14 protein-coding genes are annotated in these 20,024 nt (G+C 60.5%); all 14 read right to left on the bottom strand.

The genetic code is table 11. From position 1 onward, the window contains the following. Positions 1-216 precede the first annotated feature (216 nt). The 14 genes from D7M11_RS09390 to D7M11_RS09325 all read right to left on the bottom strand — a co-directional run bounded on the left by D7M11_RS09390 (position 217) and on the right by D7M11_RS09325 (position 19,953). Positions 217-486: a hypothetical protein gene (locus D7M11_RS09390; RefSeq protein WP_120746943.1), complete on the bottom strand. Its 270-nt coding sequence runs from the start codon at positions 484-486 to the stop codon at positions 217-219. 14 nt (positions 487-500) lie between these two features. Then, positions 501-1,862 (bottom strand): glycosyltransferase family 2 protein, encoded by a 1,362-nt coding sequence (locus D7M11_RS09385; RefSeq protein ID WP_120746942.1) that lies wholly within the window; start codon positions 1,860-1,862, stop codon positions 501-503. Positions 1,863-1,889: 27 nt separating this feature from the next. After that, the gene (locus tag D7M11_RS09380) at positions 1,890-2,864 is read right to left on the bottom strand and encodes a GT-D fold domain-containing protein (RefSeq protein ID WP_147433414.1); all 975 of its coding nucleotides are present in this window, start codon (positions 2,862-2,864) and stop codon (positions 1,890-1,892) included. A 138-nt stretch (positions 2,865-3,002) separates the two neighbouring features. Then, positions 3,003-4,118 (bottom strand): CgeB family protein, encoded by a 1,116-nt coding sequence (locus D7M11_RS09375; RefSeq protein ID WP_120746940.1) that lies wholly within the window; start codon positions 4,116-4,118, stop codon positions 3,003-3,005. Between the two features lie 108 nt (positions 4,119-4,226). Next, the gene (locus tag D7M11_RS09370) at positions 4,227-5,354 is read right to left on the bottom strand and encodes a CgeB family protein (RefSeq protein ID WP_120746939.1); all 1,128 of its coding nucleotides are present in this window, start codon (positions 5,352-5,354) and stop codon (positions 4,227-4,229) included. Positions 5,355-5,380: 26 nt separating this feature from the next. Continuing rightward, positions 5,381-6,253: a dTDP-4-dehydrorhamnose reductase gene (rfbD, locus tag D7M11_RS09365; RefSeq protein WP_120746938.1), complete on the bottom strand. Its 873-nt coding sequence runs from the start codon at positions 6,251-6,253 to the stop codon at positions 5,381-5,383. Then, on the bottom strand, positions 6,250-7,293 hold the full coding sequence (locus tag D7M11_RS09360) for an NAD-dependent epimerase/dehydratase family protein (protein WP_120746937.1): 1,044 nt from the start codon (positions 7,291-7,293) through the stop codon (positions 6,250-6,252). The genes rfbD and D7M11_RS09360 overlap by 4 nt, the downstream gene beginning before the upstream one ends. Next, positions 7,290-7,856, bottom strand: coding sequence for a dTDP-4-dehydrorhamnose 3,5-epimerase (rfbC, locus tag D7M11_RS09355; RefSeq protein WP_120746936.1), 567 nt, complete (start codon positions 7,854-7,856; stop codon positions 7,290-7,292). Before rfbC ends, D7M11_RS09360 begins: the two co-directional genes overlap by 4 nt. A 10-nt stretch (positions 7,857-7,866) precedes the next feature. Further along, the gene (lhgO, locus tag D7M11_RS09350; protein ID WP_120746935.1) at positions 7,867-9,093 is read right to left on the bottom strand and encodes an L-2-hydroxyglutarate oxidase; all 1,227 of its coding nucleotides are present in this window, start codon (positions 9,091-9,093) and stop codon (positions 7,867-7,869) included. After that, positions 9,090-9,818: a sugar phosphate nucleotidyltransferase gene (locus tag D7M11_RS09345; RefSeq protein ID WP_120746934.1), complete on the bottom strand. Its 729-nt coding sequence runs from the start codon at positions 9,816-9,818 to the stop codon at positions 9,090-9,092. Before D7M11_RS09345 ends, lhgO begins: the two co-directional genes overlap by 4 nt. A 63-nt stretch (positions 9,819-9,881) precedes the next feature. After that, positions 9,882-10,622 carry a glycosyltransferase family 2 protein gene (locus D7M11_RS09340; RefSeq protein WP_120746933.1) on the bottom strand — a complete coding sequence of 247 codons (741 nt, stop codon included), beginning with the start codon at positions 10,620-10,622 and terminating at the stop codon, positions 9,882-9,884. Then, positions 10,619-11,749 carry a glycosyltransferase family 2 protein gene (locus tag D7M11_RS09335; RefSeq protein ID WP_120746932.1) on the bottom strand — a complete coding sequence of 377 codons (1,131 nt, stop codon included), beginning with the start codon at positions 11,747-11,749 and terminating at the stop codon, positions 10,619-10,621. The genes D7M11_RS09340 and D7M11_RS09335 overlap by 4 nt, the downstream gene beginning before the upstream one ends. Before the next feature lie 4 nt (positions 11,750-11,753). After that, complete coding sequence (locus D7M11_RS09330; protein ID WP_240041021.1) at positions 11,754-12,578, bottom strand: glycosyltransferase family 2 protein; 825 nt, start codon at positions 12,576-12,578, stop codon at positions 11,754-11,756. A gap of 478 nt (positions 12,579-13,056) precedes the next feature. Beyond that, the gene (locus tag D7M11_RS09325; protein ID WP_120746930.1) at positions 13,057-19,953 is read right to left on the bottom strand and encodes a WIAG-tail domain; all 6,897 of its coding nucleotides are present in this window, start codon (positions 19,951-19,953) and stop codon (positions 13,057-13,059) included. Positions 19,954-20,024 lie beyond the last annotated feature (71 nt).

Here is a 20,024-nt window from a genome sequence, read left to right as displayed (position 1 = left end):
ACCGCGGCAATAGCGGAACTTCTTGTTCCGTTAGATGAGGGCGGTACAGGGGGAAACAGCGCTTAACGGAAGATTTAGTTCCGTTAATCTTAGTCGCTGTCACGGTTCCGCTATTCGGGCGAACCGTCGGCTCGCCCGCTGTTTCCTGCGGTCCCCGAAAAGAATTCGGCGTTCGCTACAACGCTTCGCTTCACTTTTTGGGGTGTTCTGGGGGCCTCAGGATGCGTAAGCCTGCTGATAGCCCTCCTCGAACGCCTGGGCGAACCCGGCGTCGAAGCCTTCGTTGTAGCCCTTGTTATAGCCCTCGTCGTAGGTCATATGAAGACCGGACGCCCGAGCCGGACGCCGGATCGCTTTGCGGCGTCCGGTCAGACGGCGTTTGCCCCGGCGGGCAAGGCCTCTTTTTCCCGCCCGTCTGGCTGTCGTACGTCTCGCCCGTTTCGTCCGCGAGCGGCTTGTCGCCGTTTTCTTCTTGATGACGCTCATAATGTCCCTCCCGACTAAATATTGTCCGCCTTGATCACAGGCGGCGCGATAATCGGCAATCCTGCCGCAAAATTCGCCGTTTCGCTCTCCGCAAGCGAACGGATGCGGTACCGGTTCAGATCCCAGACCTCCGCCGCCCACGCCGACACGATCCGGTGCAGTCTGCCGCCGCGATGCTGATGCAGCTTGCCGTCCGGCGTCCGCACCAGCTCTCCTTCGGCCGGAGGTTCGCCCGGACCGGCCGCCGCCATAAGCGCGGCCTGCTTCGCATTCCATTCCGCCGCCGAGATCGGACTACCGAGCGGCCAGTTTTTCAGCTCGATCTGCGATAACCGCGTCGCCCGGACGCCTTCCGAATGCTCCAGCGGACGACGGACGCCGTGCTCGATCCAGTAAGCCGTCGGAGCGGTCCCCTTTACGGTGATGTGCGACGGATAGTAGTCGTTGACGGCGAGCGGGTCGCCCCGAAAGTGTGCGGACGCTTCCAGCAGCAGCGAATGCGTATCTCCCCATTTGTCGGAGTAAAACGCGAGATTGCGCGCATACATCGCTTCGAACTCGGCCGGAGTCAGCGTCTTGATCGTCGTGCTGCCGACGTGATGGACGAACGTGTCCTTCGCGATGACGAGATCGAGCCCAATCAGACGGTTGCGAAAGCCGAAATCGTCATCCTCGCAGTTGCCGATCTCAAACCCTTCGTCCAAATAACCGATCCGGTGAAACACGTCGCGCCGCATCAGCACGCAAAAACCGGTCAGCCGGTTCGTTACGTGCCATTTGGCCGGATCGCGTCGGTTAAACGTCCTGGAGAAGCGGTGCATCTCCTCGACGGACCGGTACGTAGTCCCGACAAGCTGCTCGCCGCTAATATAGTTCGTCATCGGACCGACGAGCCCGGCCCGCTCTTTGCCGTGCAAGCAGGCAAGCTGGTTGCTCAGCCAGTTTTCGGTGACGACGGTATCGTTGTTCAGGAACATGACCGTGGAGCCCCGGGCCATCATCAAGCCTTGATTGACGCCGCCGGCAAAGCCCAGATTGCGCTCGCAAATTTTGTAGCGCACCGTACGCGAGCGTAAGGAGCGCAAATAATTCGCGGTCCCGTCCGTCGAGCCGTTGTCGACGACAATAATTTCGTGCGGCTCCGGCGTGTAGGCGCCGATGCTTTCGATACAGTCGGCCAAATAGGGCTGCTGATTGTACGTCGGAATGACGATGCTCGTACCTTCGAAGCCCGCGGCGAATGAATCCTTGCCCTTCTCGAAGCCGAGCGCGGTGCCGTGCGTATGCCCGGCATCGAAGCCGGTGTTGTAGCCGTTATCGAAAGCCGCGTTCAAGGAAACGGCGGCGCGGTTTCCTTTGCGCTTTCCCGTTCTCATCCTCTCTCCCCCTTCCTGCTGCCCGCCTCATTGAAACGGCGCCTCGCCTTTAATCATCGAATTGGCCAAATGGCCGAAATCGATGGCGACCTTGCCCAGCTCGGTCGCGATCCGCTGCGAAATGAGCACGGCGGCTATTCCCGCCGCTACCAGCGCGATATCAAAATCGCGGGTTGCAATCTCCGCCATCACGCGGGGAACGTCCTTCACGCCTTCTACCGGCGTAATCGTGTCCACGACATGAACCCCGTTTCGCCGCATATAGTCGGCGAGCGGCTCCGCCAGCTTCCCGGCGATCAGCACGCGGCGGCCGGAGACGATTTTGGACATATACCCCGCTTGGTACAAATAGTAGTTGATCAGCGAATCCGTGAGCGCAAGCGAATGGTAGTCGAGGCCGTGCGCCCGAAAGGCGGCGATCGCGAGCGGCTGATAATTGCGCACCCGCAGCTTCGGAATGCCGACTACCGAAGCCAGCCGGATCGCATCCCGCAGCTGGTCCCTCGCTTCGAAATCAGGCACATCGATACCAGCGTAACCCAAAAAATAGCCTTGCTCGCGCACCTGATCCACGCTGAGGACGACGCCCTGCGATAGCGTCAAAATTTCGCCGTCCCCGATGCGGACGAGCGAAAACGGCGAGCGCGTATCGAGCGCGTGCAAAATTCGCGCTCCGATTTCCTCTGGCGTGAGCAAATGCCTCATCTGAGGGCGCAAATGCTCGACTCCGGCCGCTACGATCTGCTCCGCCGTAAAATCGGGCAATATTTCGTAAGACGGAATGAACGAGTCGATCAAGCCTTCAACGCCGTCCTTCCACTCGTTGCGGCCTTCGCCGTCATACCGGCCCTGCCGGTACCCTTCCTCGTGCCCGCCGTTATAGCCGCTGTTATAGCCCGCATTGTAGCCCTCGTCATAAGTGCCTCCTGGACTGGCCGGGGCGGCCGATTTGAACCGCGATTTCCGCAACACTTTGCGACGAATCCGCATTTTTCGTTTCATGTGCGGCTTCCTTTTCCGCAAAACGAGACGATGCAACATACGTCACCACCTTGTCGTTTATGTGCTTGTTTCCCCCATATCGTATTCGCATACGGGTGTTCCGTGCCGGGTACACCAGGCCATATTGGCCCGGACCGGCTACGGGAATACGCGCTCCAGCAGCTGCCGGACCCGGCGCGGATACGTATGCTCCGCCATCGCCCGCCGGTAACCTTGCAGCGCAATTGCGCTGCGCTCCTCCTCATGGCGCAAATAGTGCTCCGCCTTGCCGATCAGTTCCTCCGGCGAGCCATACGTGGCGATCTCTTGCCCCGGCGTGAAAAACGAAGACGTGCCTTGCCGCATGTCGGTCAGTTGAAACGCCGCGCACGCGCCGATCTCGAAGCTCCGCGGATTGACGGAGAACGCCGGCACAAGCCCGGTATTCCGGTTCGTCTCGTCGTCGATCGCCCGGTGCAGATTGATGACGATTTTCGCCTTGTTGTAGAGGGCCGCCGTTTCGTGCGGAGGAGCCCAGTAATCGCTGCGGATTTTCCCCTTCAGAAAGGAGTAGCTGCTCATCCGCTCCCACCAATATCCGGCTATAAACACCGATTTGCCGCGCAAGTAGGAGGCGATCCGGTCGAAGAATTCGATGCGCCCGCGAAAGGCGCTGCCGATGAAGACGATGTCCGGACCAGGGGCCGCATCCCTTCGTTTCGGCGCGTATAGGGCTGTATTCGCTCCGAGCGGCAAATGGAACGCATACGGACATCCGAGTTCGCGATACAGCGGAACACAGGACTCCTCGAGCGTAAATACATAGTCGTAACGGGGAGCGATGTGCTTCGTTACATCGAAATAATACGGATCGTCGGTAAACCAGGCGGCCGTGAGAATCCCCATCTCCCGCAAGGCGTCCACTTGCCCGAGTCCGAAGCATTCGACCGAATTGAGCGATAACACCAGATCGGGACGATGGCGCTTCGCCAGTGCGACCGCATCATCGGTCGGGACGAGCACATGCACCTCCCGCACGAGCAGGTGCAAAGCGTCGATAATTCCCGTATCGAGCGGTTCGTACGACCATAACCCGGTCCGGACGTAAAAAACCCGCACATCCATAACCGGCGCCTCGAAGCCGGTCAAACGCGAAATGATCCCGCAAGCGCCAATCCGCTGTCCTTCCAGCCACCCGGCCCGGTACCCTTCGCCCCAGCCGCGAGGCCCGGTGCGGGCTTTGCGTTCAGGCGCGGCCCGGCCTCCTCTGTTCATCCCCTGCAGTCCCCTTTCGATCCAACTTGGCAAAACGGCGGCTCGGGCGGTCACGGCTGCCTGCCGTTTGGCCACACGACAGGCAGATAGCCTCCCTGACCCCCGAAGTTACCCGAATATTACACTCAGCAGACGCTGAATCCGATTCCGGTACGTGTGCTCGTTTACCGTCCGATACAAGCCTCTTCTCGCGATTTCCCGCCTTTCCTCGTCATGAGTCAAATAATAGTCGAGCTTGCCGACCAGATCGCTTGGCGATTCGAACGTTGCGATCTCGACCCCGGGCGTGTAAAACTGAGACAGCTCCGGCCGATTGTCCACGAGCTGAAACGCGGCGCACGAAGCGATCTCGAACAAGCGCGGATTGACCGAGTGAGCCGGCACGTTCCGGCTGTTGCTGTTATGGGACTTATCGTCCGCCGACCGGTGCAGGTTGATGACGATCTTCGCTCCGCTATAATATTTGGCCGTCTCCTCCGGACTCATCCAGACCCCTTCGATCCGGCTCGCCAGCTTCTCGTACTGGCGCAGCCGTTCCCACCAATAGCCGATAATCTTAACCCGCTTCGCCGCCAAATAATCGGCGATTTCGTCGAAGTAAGCGACCCGGTTCCAGAACGCGCTGCCTACAAAGCAAATGTCGTGGCGATACGTTTCATCGACCCGCACATGCCGGGTAAAGCCCGGATTAACGCCGAAGGGCAGATGAAACACCCGGCAGCAGCCGATGTCGCGGTACATCGAGACGCAGTTCGCCTCAATCGTGAACACATAATCGTAATGCCGGGCGATGTCCGCCGTGGCGTCCGAATGGTACGGGTCGTCGGGAAGCCAGACCGCCGTCAGCAAACCGCCGTCCCGCATCCGGTCGACCTGCTCGGTCTTAAAGGAACATCCCGCCGCGTCGAGCACGAGCACGAGATCCGGATTCGCCGCCTCGGCCAGTTGCGCCACATCGTCGTTCGGCGACGCGACGACCACTTCCCTTACCGACGCCCGGAGCGCCTCCTCGATCCCTTGATCCAGAGAGGCATAAGGCGAGCCTTCCGCCTTGACGTACAGCACCTTGATATTGCGCGAAGGAGCAGCTTCCGGCGCGGCCCGCGCATAGATCGATTCACACAGCCCGTAATGATAGCCGTCGCTCCTGCCCTCCAAATAACCATTTTCCCAACCGGCCGCTCCTTCGTCCCGAAGCGGCGCCGTTTTGCTTATCCGCCCTTTCCGCCGGCGCATGCGTCCACCTCCTGTTCTCCTGTATGCTAGCCTCTATTGTATTTGTGCCGGAAGTAGCGCTGCAGCGCGTCCGTCCAATGCGGCATCGGATGGAACCGGCTCAGCTTGGCGTTGTCCAGCACACTGTAAGACGGCCTTCTCGCCTTCGCGGGATAGTCCGAGCTGGCGACTTGGCGCAAGGCTGCGGCGATGCCGCGCTGGCGAAAAATTTCGGCGGCGAAGTCGTGCCAGCTGCACTCGCCTTCCCCGGAGCAGTGATACAGGCCGTAATCGGTAATGTCTTCCGTCAAAAACGTGCGGACGGCTTCGGCGATGTCGAGCGTATGCGTCGGCGACATGATCTGATCGCCCACGACGCGCAGCGGCGAACCGCCTCCGGCGATACGCAGCATCGTTTCCACGAAGTTGCCGCCTTTGCCGCTCGAGCCCGCCGTTCCGAACAGCGAAGAGACCCGGAATATGAAATGCTTGTCGTGAAACGCCGTGACAAAATGCTCCCCGGCCGCCTTCGAGATCCCGTAAGCGTTAAGCGGAGACGTGGCGTCCTCCTCCCGGTAAGGAGTCCGCTTCCGGCCGTCGAAAACGTAATCGGTCGTGAAGTGAATCAGCACCGCTCCGGCTTCGGCGCAAGCTTTGGCCATTTCCCGCGGAGCGAGGGCGTTGACGACAAACGACTTCTCCGCAAAGTCCTCGCATTCGTCCGTTTTGTGATACGAGGTGCAATTGATGAGTGCATCGAACTTCCCAAGCCCGCGTAGAAACGGCCCGATCCGCTCAAGCCGCTCCACGTCGAGGTCTTTGCGGTACAGCGGCACCAGCTCGAACGCCGCGGCGCCCAAGACGCTCCGGATGTCGGTGCCGAGCTGTCCGCCGGCGCCAAGCAGCGCGATTCGTTTCATCGGCCATCCGCTCCCCCGATGTCGATGATGCCCCCGTACAGCTCCGCCTGACGGATAATGCGGTGCCACTTGACCAGCTCCTGATACCAGCCGAGCGTAATCGTCTGCGCCAGATCGGGCACAGCCCCCGCCTCCAGCGCCTTATAGACTTCCAGCGCTCCGTCTGCCGCGGTCCATTTCGCCTTCCAGCCAAGCGTCCGTTCGATCTTGTCGAACCCTACCCGGTACGAGCGGTGATCGGCCTCTCCGTACCATTCGATGTCGACGCGCTTCGGCAGGGCGCTTGCGATCGATTCGCCGAGCGGACCGAGCTGGTAGTTGCCTTCGTTCGAGCCGACGTTGAAAATGTGGCCGTTTACCGCCTTCGGATCGGCTTCCAGCAGCAGAAGCATAACGTCGGTCGTATCCTGCACATGGACGAACGGCCGCCACTGCGTACCGTCCTTCATCAGCGGGATGACGCCGCTCTTCCAGGCGCCCAGCGTCATGCCGTTAATCGCGAGGTCGAACCGCATCCGCGGCGAAAATCCGAACACGGTCGCCTGACGCATCACGACGACGGTGAACCGGTCGTCCGCCAGCGGCAAGATGCTGTTCTCCGCCATTTCGTTCGCTTTGGCGTACGTGGAAAGCGGATTGGACGGCGACTGTTCACGGGCGACGGTATCCGAATCTTGGAAGCCGTATATGCTGCAGGTCGAAGGAAGGATATACCGCTTCGCTCCCAGCCGCTTCGCCAGAAGCGCCGTTCGCGTCCGCGAAATATGGTTGATCTGGTACGTCGCCTCGCGGAACCGTTCGCCGCTCGGGTCGTTCGACAAGGCGACCAGATCGATCACAGCGTCCACCTCGGCGAAATGCTCCTCGGGAATACGCCGGCTGTCTTCCGTAATGGTAACGAGATTCGGATGCGGCTCCAGCTTGTCGGCTCCGAAAAAGAACCGGTCCAGCGCCTTCACCCTGTACCCTTTCGCAAGCAGCTTCGGCACGAGCACAGACCCGATATATCCGCCGGCACCCGTTACTAATACCGTGCTCATGAATGTCCCTCCCCATATACAAAGTTGTTCTCCGCATCCGCGAGAAAAGGCTGGGCGTCGTCTTTGGCGGAGATGACGGGCGACGCTATCGGCCAGTCGATGCCTAACGCCGGATCGTTCCAGCGGATGCCCCGGTCGTGCGCGGGCGAGTAGTATTCGTCCACCTTGTATAAAAGCTGCGTATTTTGCACTAGCGTGCAGATGCCGTGGGCGAATCCTTTCGGCACGACAATTTGCCGTTTGTTGTCTTCGCTCAAAACGACGCCGATCCACTCGCCGTACGTAGGCGAGCCTTTGCGAATATCGACGACGACGTCGTACACGGCTCCCGTCAGCACCCGGACCAGCTTCGTTTGCGCTTTCGGCGCGAGCTGGTAGTGAAGCCCTCTGACAACTCCCGCCTGCACCGACAACGACTGGTTATCCTGCACAAAGTCGTAGCCATGTCCAATCTCCTCCAGCTTGCTGCGGGTATAACTCTCCATAAAATAGCCGCGGTGGTCGCCATGGACGACCGGCTCCAGCAGCACAACCCCGGACAGTTTCGTTTCGATCAGCTTCATGATGCGGTTTTCATCCTCCCGATTCCGAATGGTTCGCCGCTGCCCTTGCAGCCTCAATCGTATCGACAACATATCTTGCGAACGGGATGGAGCACGTGAATGCCGGCGATACGGCGTTCAGCACATGCATCGAGCGGGCATCCCCTTCCACGATAAAGTCCTGCACGAGCTTCAGCGTTGTTTTGTCCAGCAGTTGGGCGCGGATGCCGGGTCTTAAGTAGGGGCCGAAGCCGCGCGGGTCCACCCCTCTCGCCAGCTTCATCGACAGCCGGACGAAATGCGGCTTCACATATTTGCGCATCTCTTGAAAAGCGAGCCGGCGGAAGCCGAACGAATTGGTCAGAAACAGCTTCGCCTCGTAAAACAAAATCGTCATAAACTCGCCAAGCCGGAAACGCGAAAAGCCGCGATACTGCTCGCGCCAAAAAGCCGGAATCGCCGTAGGGCCTATTTTGATGCCGCCATCGACCGTTTTCGTATAATGGACGCCGAGAAACGGATTTGCGAGATTCGGCACCGGATAAATGTTCGTGCGGATGTCGGTTTTATTTTTTGCGTATTTCACGTAAACGCCCTTGAACGGGATGATCGTATACCGCGTGCCGAAGCCGTAGTCTCTGGCAATGCGGTCGGCATACAGTCCGGCGGCGCTCACGACATAGTCCGCGCGGATCGGTCCCTGGCCGGTGCGGATGCCTTCCTCCCACTTTCCTTCATACCTCGCGTTAAAATGAAACTCGACGCCGAGCGCGATTGCATCGCGCTTCATCGACAGGCACACCTCGAGCGGATCGACTGTAGCGGTGGACGGCGAGTAAAGCGCCTTGCGGTACGTGCGGGCGTTCGGATCGATGCTCCGCGCTTCCTCCTCGGTTTTCCACAGCAGCTCGACGCCGTTTACGTCTCCGCGCCGCTTCAGCTCCTCCAGCCCGGCCAGCTCCTCCTCGTCGCTCGCCACGACCAGCTTGCCGCAATGGTTGACGGCAATCCCCCGGCTGGCGCAGTACATCTGCATCTCGCGGTTGCCTTCCTTGGTAAACTTGGCCTTCAGGCTGTTCGCGGTATAATAAAAGCCGGCGTGCAGGACGCCGCTGTTTCGCCCGCTGGCGTGGAAGGCGACGTCCTGCTCTTTCTCCGCGACGGCGATAGCCGCTTCCGGGTATCTGCGCTTCAGCTCGAGCGCGATCGTCAGGCCAACGATGCCGGCGCCGATAACGACGTAATCGTATCGTTTCATGACGGGCCGCCCCTGCCGTCCGACAGCTTCTCTCCCGCTTCCCGGAGCGATGCGAACGTGCCGGCATCCGTCCACCAGCCGGTCAAAACGCCGTACTGGAGCTTTCCTTCCATCGCATACATATTGTTCACGTCGGTAATTTCCAGCTCGCCGCGCTGCGACGGCCGGACTTGGCGAATTCGATCGAACACGCCGGCATCGTACATATACACGCCGGTCACGCAGTAGCCGGACTTCGGCGTAGACGGCTTTTCCTCGATAAATATGATGCTGTCGCGCAAAAACACAGGAACGCCGTAGCGATGCAGATCGTCCGCTTCCTTGAGCATGACCATTGCCCCCTGTTCCTGCCGGGCGAACTGGCCCACGAACGGCGACAGATCGCCCTCGAACAAGTTGTCGCCGAGCAGCACGACCATTTTCTCCCCCGGAGCTACGAACCCTTCCGCCAGCGAGAGACCCTGCGCGATCCCCCCGGCCTCCTCCTGGATGCGGTAGGTGAGCCGAACGCCCCACGGCTTGCCGCTTCCCAAGTAGTCGATAAACAGGCCCGCGGACTGTTTGCCTATGACGAGCAGGATCTCTTCGATGCCGGCTGACGCCAGCTTCGCGACCGCATAGTGGATCATCGGAAACTTCCCGGCAGGCAGCAAATGCTTGTTGACCAGCTTCGTCAGCGGAGCCAGACGCGTTCCGGTACCTCCCGCCAAAATAACGCCTTTCACAGCTCTCCACCCTTTCCGCGCCAAGGCGAAGTTTCGTAAATAACTTCTACATGCCGTTTTCGTTCATATAAACGATCTCGGATCGACGCCCCACTTCTCGACGAATTTATGGTAGTTGCTCTCCACGAGCTCATCCATCCGGTTCTGCCCCTGCTTCCGGAAGCTGACGCTGCCGTGATGATGAACGACCGTGTCGCCGGCAACGAGCAGACGGTATCCCGCAAGCCGCGCCCGGTAGCAGTAATCGTCGTCCTCGTAATGGCCGGGAGAGAACCGTTCGTCGAGAAGGCCGATGCGCTCCATCAGCTCGCGCCGGAACAGAAAGCATAGTCCGACAATGCGGTTTACCTCGAACCATTTGCCGGGGTCGGGCTTATTCAGCGACGACAGCGCCATTTCCTGAAACTCAGGCAAGCTGCCGTACGAAAGATCCATCTGCTGCCGTCCGCTCGCATAGTTCGTACGCGGTCCGACGATGCCGACCGTTTCGCTGCTGTGCAGGCATCGCCGCAAATTGGCCAGCCACGAGTGGGATACGACGACGTCGTTGTTGAGCAGCAGCAGCTCGCTTCCGCTTGCCGCCTTCAGCCCGAAGTTGCATGCCGCCGGAAAGCCCCTGTTTCCCGCAAGGGAAACAAGCGTGACCGGCTTTTTCAAACAATATTCGACCGTACCGTCGGTTGATCCGTTGTCGACGACAACAATTTCGTACGGGGTATCGGTATACGTCTCAATCGCGTGAATACATTCGCGCAGCAGCATGACCTCGTTGTAAGTCGGAATGATGATGCTCGTCAGGCTCATGAGGAAGCCCTCCCGAGCTCGCTCCGGTTGCGCATGTGGTCCGCCTCGTGCAGCCGGGCCCCCTCGCGCTGGAACAGCAGCCCCAGCGCCTCCAGATGATCTCCGACGATCAGATCGGCGACCGGGTTGGCTGCGCCGGTATTTTTGTCCCGCACCCTGTTCTTCGAGATAACGTCCACGCTCATCGCCGCCTCTACCTTCAAGCCGTCCCGTACGGCTATCGCCTGCGCCTTCGGCGGCACCATCAGATTGGCGCAGCCGATCGTTTCGATCGCCTTGCGCGATAAAGCATGCGGCACCGCGGTCATCGAGCTTGCCCCCAGGTCCGGCCGCCCTACCGCCCGGTTCAGCATTTCCTTGACGATCGTCACTTGATCGCGTCTGGCGAAAACATCGATATACGGCGTTATGTCGTTCAGCGCAACGTCGGTTCCTTTATCGATCGCATCGATAAAAGGGACCAGATGCTCGGCGAAAATCGGAAAGTCGCCGTCCAAAAACAAAACGATATCCGCCGAAATGAGCTTGGCTCCGACGGCGCGGCCGACATCGTGTCCGAGCGGGCGGACATAATGGACGATAACCGCTTTGCCCGGTCTTCTAGCGTTCCAGAACGTTTGGTCGGTGGAGCCGTTCACGACGATGACCAGCTCGTCGAGCGGCAGACGGTCAAGCTGGTGCAGCACGCCGGGGAGCGCCTTCTCCTCGTTCATCGCGGTGACGACCGCCCCGATCGTTTTTCTCGTCGGCACGAGCGCCGGACCTTCCAGCCTAACCCCTCTGCCGCTTTCAAAACCGGCGACAAATTTCGCCGCTACATCATGGTAGGCGCTCCACTTCAGCGGCACGGGGCCGTTCTCCGTTCGCCAATCGTTCCAGAGCCGGTTGACGGCCGCAAGCGGCGTCTCCTCTCCGGCTGCGGGCCGAAGTGCCGCAAGCGCACCAGCCTCGTAGGCCCGCTGCAGCAGCCAGCTTGATGCCGCCAGGCTTCCTCCGGCGGAATCGGCCGATTTGCGCCGCCCTCCGCCTCGCCTTCCTTTCCACGCGCCTCTGCGGCCGAATCGCCGCAACCGCCTCTTAGGCAAAGGCGCGGTATTTCGTCTGCGGCGTTTACGTATGCGAGTCATGAACTCACCTCACGATTTCCCTCACTCTCGTCAAATCCGGTTTCTTTCCGCGTTCGCTCGTCGCCCGAACGTACCATTCGAGCGCCTCCAGATGATCGCCGACAATCAGCCCTTCGAGCGGATCACCGCCCTGCCTTCTTCTTCGTATCCGGTTCGTCCGGCCTACGTCGATATAATGAACCGCCCGCACGTCGAGCCCCCGGCATATGCCGACCGCTTGCGCCTTCGGCGGAACCGCCAAATGCTCGTGGCCGATCGCTTCAAGCGCCTTGCGGCTGAGCGCATGCGGGATCGCCGTCATCGAAGCGCCCTTCAGCTCCGGACGGGAAAGCGCAATGTTGAGCGCATGCTTGGCGAGGACGACGCCGTGAACGCTCATTTTATCGACCGGTCCCAAATAGCTGTTCAGCGCGATATCGACCCCGTTTTCAACCGCTTTGACCAGCGGCACCATATCTTTGAAGGAGATGACGATATCGCCGTCCGTAAACAAAACGATCGATCCCTTTGCTTCCTTCGCACCGATGCTTCGCCCGACATCATGGCCCAGCGGCTCGGGATAATACAGCACCCGGGCACCGAGCGACTCGGCGATTTTACCCGAGCCGTCCGTCGTGCCGTTGGCGACGACAATTACTTCCGTATTTCGGTGAACGGCGAACGCCTGCCGAATCACTTGCGCGATCGTCCTCCGCTCGTTAACGACCGGGATGACGACGGACACTACTGGCGCAACCGCCACAGAACCGGGCGGCTGCGCTTTCCGTACCGCGCCGGCGGGAGACCTTCTTCGCCATGCCTGCTTACCCGCGCGCGACTTCAACATCATTCACCTCCGATTGATCAGGGGACTGGTTTCGAGCTATCTACTCCGTCTTCAGTTGTTTTGCGAGAATGTTCCGATCGGGGTGGGGAGGATTGCTTCGATCGGAAGCTTTTCTTTAGAATCCGGAATGGATGTCCGCAGGGCTCCACATCCGGTTCGCAAGAAAGGCTACCTTTAAGGCACGAATGCTCATCTTCGAATTGCTTCGATCGGAAGCTTTTCTTTAGAATCCGGAATGGATGCCCGCAGGGCTCCACATCCGGTTCGCAAGAAAGGCTACCTTTGGGGCACGGATGCTCATCTTCGAATTGCTTCGATCGGAAGCTTTTCTTACCAGTCAGTTTATGAAAATCCGCATCTGGCGGAAGGGCATCTGCCGATTGTCCGATAAAAAGGGCTTTGCGAAGCCAACCTAAAGAAGCTTCCAAATCCGCAGGAAACACGGATTTGGAAGCTTTCGTTGCAGCCGCTTATCGGCTGGTTAAGCTTTAGTCCCTATGGCGATCCAGTTCACGATGCCCGAAGGCTCCGGTGTGAACTTCGTGCGCACAATTTCGATCGTGGCGGTTTGTTCCGTCTGGGCTTTCAGTACGGCATAGCAGGCCGGATGATTGGTCATCGCGACAAGCACGTAGCTCGAAGCAGCGAACGGCTCGTCGAAAGCGACCTCGATACTGACCGTTTCGGCGTGAATCGGGAACTGAAACGGAATGATGCCGAACTGCTGCAGGGCGACACCCGCCGCGGCAGCCGTCCTCACCGGAGAAAAGTCCAGCTTGCCGGTATCGATGGACCGCTCCGCCACATGCTCCCCACGCACGGCTTCGGGCGCCAGCTTGGCGGAAGAGACGGTTCCGTCCGCGAGCATCGCCCCGGTGACCGACTTGTCGGCAAGCGGCCTTTCGTCAGCGGACGATGGCATCGGTCCGGCCGGCCTCGCTGCTTCCTGAACCGGCCAGCCGGCCTCCTGTTGCAGCTTGAAACCTTTCAAATGGTACGGCTCGATCGAACCCGGCTCGATATGGCGGCTGTGAATCGAACCGTCGCGAATATGAAGCGCCTCGACGCTATCCGAAGCCAGAATCGCCCCGGTAACCGAACGCGAAGCGAGTTTGTCGGACGTGACGGCCCGGCTGGCCAGTTTGTCGGACGTAACGCTGTCGTTCGTCAAATGTCCCGTACCGATACATTCCGGCGCCAACTGCCCCATGCCGACCGTTCCCGCCTGCAGCTTGCTTCCGGCTACCGTCCCGTCCGTCAAACGGTCCGCTATCCAGTCGACGCTGCCCAGATGCTCGCTCTCGATGGCTCCTCTTGCGATATGACCGCCCTCGATCGCTTCCTCGCGAATATGCGCACCCGCAATACTCGCTTCCGCGATCGCCTCGCCCGTGACGCTCCCGGCCGCAAGCTTGCCGGACGTCACCGCACCGGTCGCGAGCCGCTCCGCCGTTACGCTTTCGCCGGCGAGTTGCTCCGTCCCTACGCTGCCGGCCGCCAGCTGCTCCGTTCCGACCGTTCCCGCCTGCAGCTTGCTTCCGGCTACCGATCCGTCCGTCAAACGGTCCGCTATCCAGTCGACGCTGCCCAGATGCTCGCTCTCGATCGCCCCTCTTGCGATATGACCACCCTCGACCGCTCCCGAGCGAATATGCTCCCCAATGATCGTATCTCTCGCGATCGCCGCTCCCGTGACGGAACCGCCGGCAAGCTTCTCGGCCGTAACCGCCCAATCGAGCAGCTTTTCCGTTGTGATGCTTTCCCCCGCAAGCTGCTCCGTCCCCACACTGCCGGCCGCCAGCTGCGCCGCCCCGACCGTTCCCGCTTCCAGCTTGCTTCCGGCTATTGTGCCGTCCGTCAAGCGATCCGCGATCCAGTCGACGCCGCCCAGATGCTCGCTCGCGATGGCTCCTCTTGCGATGTGACTTCCCTGGATCGCTTCCTGCCGAATATGCGCGCCCGCGATGCTTGCTTCCGCGATCGCCTCGCTCGTGACCGCACCGACGGCCAGCTTCCCGGACGTCACCGCACCGGTCGCGAGCCGCTCCGCCGTCACGCTTTCGCCGGCAAGCTGCTCCGTCCCTACGCTGCCGGCCGCCAGCTGCTGCGACGTCACCGTTTCCGCTTGCAGCTTGCTTCCGGCTATCGAACCGTCCGCCAAGCGATCCGCGATCCAGTCGACGCTGCCCAGATGCTCGCTTGCGACGGCTCCTCTCGCGATGTGACCGCCCTGGATCGCTTCCCGACGGACATGCTCGCCGGCGATGCTCGCTTCCGCGATCGCCTCGCCTGTTACGCTTCCGTCCGCCAGCTTCCCGGACGTCACCGCACCGGCGGCGAGCCGCTCCGCCGTCACGCTTTCACTGGCAAGCTGCTCCGTTCCGACGCTGCCGGCCGCCAGCTGCCGAGACGTCACCGTCCCCGCTTGCAGCTTGTTTCCGGCTACCGAACCGTCCGTCAAGCGATCCGCGATCCAGTCGACGCCGCCCAGATGCTCGCTTGCGATGGCTCCTCTTGCGATGTGACTTCCCTCGATCGCTTCCTGCCGAATATGCTCGCCCGTTATGCTTGCTTCCGCGATCGCCTCGCTCGTGACAGAACCGCCGGCCAGCTTCCCGGACGTCACCGCACCGGTCGCGAGCTGCTCCGCCGTCACACTTTCACCTGCAAGCTGCTCCGTTCCGACGCTGCCGGCCGCCAGTTGCCGCGACGTTACCGTTCCCGCTTCCAGCTTGCTTCCGGCTATCGTTCCGTCCGTCAAGCGGTCCGCGATCCAGTCGACGCTGCCCAGATGCTCACTTGCAATGGCTCCTCTTGCGATGTGACCGCCCTGGATCGCTTCCAGACGGACATGCTCGCCCGCGATGCTCGCTTCCGCGATCGCCTCGCCCGTTACGCTTCCGGCCGCCAGCTTCCCGGACGTCACCGCACCGGTCGCGAGCTGCTCCGCCGTTACACTTTCACCTGCAAGCTGCTCCGTTCCGACGCTGCCGGCCGCCAGTTGCTGCGACGTCACCGTTCCCGCTTCCAGCTTGCTTCCGGCTATCGTTCCGTCCGTCAAGCGGTCCGCGATCCAGTCGACGCTGCCCAGATGCTCACTTGCAATGGCTCCTCTTGCGATGTGACCACCCTGGATCGCTTCCAGACGGACATGCTCGCCCGCGATGCTCGCTTCCGCGATCGCCTCGCCCGTTACGCTTCCGTCCGCCAGCTTCCCGGACGTCACCGCACCGGTCGCGAGCTGCTCAGCCGTTACACTTTCATCTGCAAGCTGCTCCGTTCCGACGCTGCCGGCCGCCAGTTGCTGCGACGTCACCGTTCCCGCTTGCAGCTTGTTTCCGGGAACCGTCTCGTCGGACAAACGATCGATAATCCACTCGACGCTGTCCACATGCACACTGGTGACGGCGCCTTTGGCCAGATGGTAATCGCGGATCGTCTCTGGAACAATATGGCCGCCCTCGATGCTGTCCCGGGCAATCGCCGCCCCTGTTACGGCACCGTCTGCCAGTTTGTCGGACGTAACCGCGCCTCCTGCCAGTTTTTCCGTTACAACGCTGTTCGGCGCGAGCGCTCCGGCGCCGACGCTCCCGTCCGCCAGATGAACGGATTCGATCGTCCCCGGCTTCAGCTTGCTCCCCGCGATCGTCGCGTCGGACAGCCGGTCGGCAACCCAATCGACGCCGCTCAGATGGCCGCTTGTGATCGCACCCCAGGCAATATGGCGACCCTCGATCGTCTCGGATCGGAGATGATCGCCATCGACGCTGTCCGCAGCGATTGCCGGTCCGGTAACGGCTCCGTATCCAAGCTTATCGGCCGTCACGGCCCCAGCCGCCAGCTTTGCCGTCGTTACGCTATTCGCCGCCAATTGTTCGGCCTCAACGCTTTCGATGGCCAATTGCTTCGACGTAACCGCCCCGTCCGCCAGCTTCTCCCCGGTGATGCTGCCTGTGGACAAACCTGCCGCGATCCGGTCTACGCTGCTTAAATGCTCGACGTCGATCGTCCCTTTGACAAGGTGATGGCCTTGAATCGTCTCGCGATGAATATGGCCGCTCACGATGCTTCCCGGAGCAATATTCGCCCGCGTGACGGCTCCGTCCGCCAGCTTGTCGTTCGTCACTGCCTTATTCGCCAGCTTCGACGTCGTCACGCTATCCGCATCCAGCTTCTCCGCCGTTACACTGCCTGCTGCCAGCTGATCCGCCGTCACGCTGTCTGCCGCGAGCTGCTTCGACGTAACGGAATACCCCTGCAGCTTGACTCCGGATATAGCGCCGTCGGGCAGCCGGGCCGGCAGCCATTCCAGACCGGAAAGATGCTCGTTATGAATAGCGCCTTTGCCGATATGGTACGCCTGTATCGCCTCCCGGCGTATATGGCGGCTTTCGATCGCGTTCGGGGCCAGCTTATCGCCGCCTAAAGCGTCGGATCCCAGCTTGTCGGGGGTAACCGAGCCCGGGGCTAGCTTGTCGGACGTAACCGCTTCGTCCTGCAGCATGCCCGTGGAAATTGCCCCTTCCTGAATATGCTCCTCCGCCACCACACCGTCGCTTAAATGACGGGATTCGATCGATTCGTTCAGCAGATGCTCTTTACCTATCGACTCCGGCGCCAGCTTCTCTCCGGTGACGACCCCGTCGCCCAAATGATTCGTGCCGACAGCCTCCTCAGCCAGCTTGTCGCCGGTGATGCTCTCCGGCCCATAATGCTCCGTCCGCAGCGTCAGTTTCTCGATATGGGCGCCTTGGACCGTCTCCGCATGCAGATGGCCGCCGCGAATCGATTCCGGTCTCACATGCTCGCTGCCTACGCTGCCCGCCGCCAGCTTCTGCGAGGTCACCGAACGCGGGGCGAGCTGAAGCTCGGTGACAGAGCCGGCCTGCAGCTTCGCTGTCGAGACCGATTGATCCTGCAGATGCGACTCCGCGACCGCCCGCTCGGCCAAGTGACTGTCCTGGACCGATCCGGCAGCCAAATGCTGCGAGCCGATCTCGCCGGCGCCGACCGCATCCGCCGTCACTTCGCCGGCGGCCAGATGCACTCGCCGTACGGAGGCCGCCCGGATCGTTTCGCTGTCTACGCTTCCCTTCGCCAGTTTCCCGTTCGTGATGGCGCCCGGTTGCAAACGGTCGCCGTCGATCGTCCCGGGGGCGATATGATCCCCGGTTATCGCTTCGCGCTGCACGTGGACGCCCGTGATCGATTCGACCGCAAGGTGGCTGCCCGTCACCGCCGAGCGTCTGATTTTGCTACCGTCTACGGCGCCGTCCGCCAGCTTCCCGGTCGTAACGGCCCCGTCCATGATCGCCTTATCGATGACGGATTCGTCTCGCAAATGCTCCGCTCCTACCGAATGAGCCGCCAGCAATTCGCTCTGAATGACGCCTGGGGATAAATGCTCGGACAGCACCGATCCGTCGGCTAAATGCGCACTTCTGACCGCAGCAGCGGCCAGCTTGGCGGACGTGACGTTGCCGTCGGCCAGTTTCGAGGAGGTAACGGCGAGATCCGTCAATTTGTCGGTAGATACCGCCTCCGGCGCCAGTTTGGAAGTCGTAATCGCATGGTCGACGACATGATGCGTATACACGGTGCCAAGTACGAGATGGTTGCGCGTAATCGATCCGAGCGCGATTTTGTTCCATGTAATCGAGTAATCCTGAACCGCTTCGGTGCCGACTGCATTTTTCTGCAGATGCTCGCTGCCGATCGCGCCGCCGCTTATATGTTTCGGCTGGACCGAACCCCCGGCAAGCAGTTCCGACGTAACCGCCCCGTCCGCCAGATGATCCTTCGTCACAGCACCCGGAGCGAGCTTCCGCGAGGTGACCGATCCGTCCGCCATCTTCTGCTCCGTAACGGCGTCGTTCTGCAGCTTGACGGTCGATACGCTCGACGGCGCCAGCTCGGTCTCCCCGACCGACTCCGCCTCAATTTCTTCCGTGCTTACCGACGCCGGCGATAAATGGCGGCGCTCAACCGCCCTGGCGGCGATTTTTTCGCTTGTTACCGATTCTCCGGCGAGCCTTGACGTCGTGACCGCCCCGTCCGCCATCTTCGCGGCCGTTACGGCCCCGTCCTGCAGACGTTCCGTCGTTACGGACTGCGGCGCCAGCTTTGCCGTTGATACCGCTTCGGCCCCTAGCTGCTTTTCGAGTACGGATGACGGCGCCAGGTGCGAGGATAACACCGACTGCTGCTGCAGATGCCGCGAGCCGACGGATTCCGTCTCCAGCTTGTCGGCCGTTACCGCCTTCGGCGCCAGGTGAGCGGTTTGAATCGCTTCTGCCGTCATGTGCTCGGCCTGAACGCTGTTTGCCGACAAATGCTCTGCGGAAAGCGCCCCAACCGCTATATGCTCCCCCACAATCGCTCCCTTCTGCACGTGCAGCGAGCCGACGCTGGACTCCGCCAGCTTCTCGGGTGTAACCGCACCCTCGCGGAGCTTCTCCGACAAAATGGCGCCGTCGGCAATTTTGGCGGAATTGACAGAACCGTTCGCCAGCTGAAGGGAACCGATCGAGCCGCTTTTGATCTTATCGCCGACGATCGCCTGGTCTTGGATCAGATCGGTCGAGATGCTCATCTTATGCAAATGTTTCGGTTCGATCGAGCCTTCGGCGATTTTCATCGAATCGATTGTTTTATCGGCCAGCTTCTCCGACGTGATGCTGCCATCGATCAGCTTGTCACCGCCGATTGATTTCGGCTTCAGCTTCCGGCCGGATATCGTATTGTGCACAATATGTTTGTCTTCGATCGAAGCCGGAGCGATTTTGCTTGTCGTCACGCTTGATTCGGCCAGCTTCGTATTGTCGATCGCATAATCGGCAATCGAATCGCGGCTGATCGCGTTCGGCTTGATTTTGGTGCTGTCGATCGCGCGATTCGCGATTTTTTCGTTCGTTATCGCTTCGTCGACGATATCGTCCGTGTAGACGACGGCTACATTCTCATGCTGCGCCCGCTCGAACAGCAGCAGCACCGGAGATATATCCGACGGCTCGGGGAACATTTCGACCTGGGGAGCGGAAACTTGGCGGGGTTCATCGACATGATCGGGAATAATGGGCAATCGTTCGTCATGCCGAATGGTCGGAATTGTGGGAGTTTCCGGAATTGCCGGTGCTTCTGGCGTTAGAACGGAGGCGATCGAGGCTACTTCCGTATCTTCCTTAGGCATCGGGGTATCACCCTTTTGCGACTCGGCCGGCTTATTCGCAACTTCTTCCGTTCCCTCTTTTTTCTTGCGCTGTACTTTCGCGTCTTTATCGTCGTCCAGCCAGCTAAGCTCGTTCGTGCTAGCGTTGTATATCCGCTGACCGGATTGCTTGCCACGTCTCGATCCTTCGCCTGGTTTGTTCTTTTTCATCCGGGTCACCTTTCTTTACGGGAATAGTCATCTGTAACATATGCGTTCACCCAGCCTAAGGTCACACTTTC

This window comes from Paenibacillus ginsengarvi, from assembly GCF_003626695.1.
Lineage (GTDB): Bacteria > Bacillota > Bacilli > Paenibacillales > NBRC-103111 > Paenibacillus_AB > Paenibacillus_AB ginsengarvi.
Note: the sequence above shows the minus strand (reverse complement) of the source record. Positions and strands in the feature narration are given on the sequence as shown.